The 1230-nt window shown below is 76.1% G+C and carries 1 protein-coding gene; it reads right to left on the reverse strand.

Features of this window, described 5'->3' with window-relative positions:
* On the reverse strand, positions 1-1230 hold a 1230-nt coding region (locus KBX26_RS31975; RefSeq protein ID WP_210867117.1), incomplete at both ends, for an ERAP1-like C-terminal domain-containing protein.

Below are 1230 nucleotides of genomic sequence, written 5' to 3' on the forward strand. Positions count from 1 at the left end.
CCGTCCGGGCGACCAGCGCGCGGCGCAGGTCGTCGGCGGCGTCGGTCACCACCCGGCGCAGGCCGGGGGTCAGGTCGTCGCGGGCCAGCAACGCCGCGGCCGCCTCCCGGGTCGGCTGCGCCACGGCGTAGCGGGGGAACGCCAGGGCCGCCACCCGGTCGGCCGTCCAGGGGGTACGCCGGCGCGCGGCGGCCGGCATCTCCGCGAAGTACCGATCGACGTACGCGGCGGTCAGCTCGGCCTGCTCGGGTTGCCAGAACCCCTCGGCTGTCGCTTCCAACAGCCGGTTGGACAGGTCGTCGCCCCGCACGATGATCTCCCAGGCCGCCTGCTTCGCCGCCGGGTCGGGCAGTGCGGCCCGGCACCGCGCGGCCCGTTCCGCGCCAGCGGAGCTGACGTCTGCGGCCGCCTCGATGGCGATCTCCGCCTCGCCCGCGGCACCCAGCACCACCAGTCGGCGCAGCACCGCCCAGCGCAGCTCCGCGTCGACCTTCAGGCCGGCCGGCACGTCCCGGCCGGCGAGCCAGCCGACGAGCAGGTCGGCGTCGGTGGTGGCGGCGATCCAGCCCCGTGCGGCGGCGAGCTGCAACGACTCCCCGGCCGGCGCGCCGTCGAGCAGGCGCCGGCACGCCTCGGCGACCCGGGCCAACGCTGTCGAGCGGGTCAGCGGGTCGAGGTATCGGTCGATCAGTGACCGACTGAGCGTCAGCACGTCCTCCGCAATGATCACCTCGGTCTCGGTGGGCAGCGCGGCGACGATCAGGTCGACCAGGCCGGCGACCGGCCGCTCCCCGTCGGTCGCCGCGTCCAGCGCCTCACCCCACAGCACCGCCCGGGCCAGCGGGTCGGTCAGGCCGGGCAGCACCAGCGGGACGGCCTCGGCCGACGCCGGGTCGAGACGCACCTTGGCGAAGGTGAGGTCACCGTCGTTGAGCAGCAGAAGCCGGGCCGCCGGCTCACCCGTCAGCTGACCCAGCACGGTGCGCCCACCGTCGGCGGCCGGGTCGATGTCCACCTCGTCGCGCCGGACGGTGCCGTCCGCCGCATAGCGGCCCACGCCGATCCGGTGCGGGCGCAGCACCGGGTGCGACTCGGGTGCGGTCTGCACCACGGCGACCTCGGTGTAGCGGCCGTCGGCGTCGACGGCGACCTCGGCGCGCAACGTGTTGACCTGCGGCTGGCGCAACCACAGCTCGGCCCAACCGGACAGCTCCCGCCCGCTGCTGGCGG

The sequence above is a fragment of the Micromonospora sp. C97 genome, assembly GCF_018070385.1.
GTDB lineage: Bacteria > Actinomycetota > Actinomycetes > Mycobacteriales > Micromonosporaceae > Micromonospora > Micromonospora parva.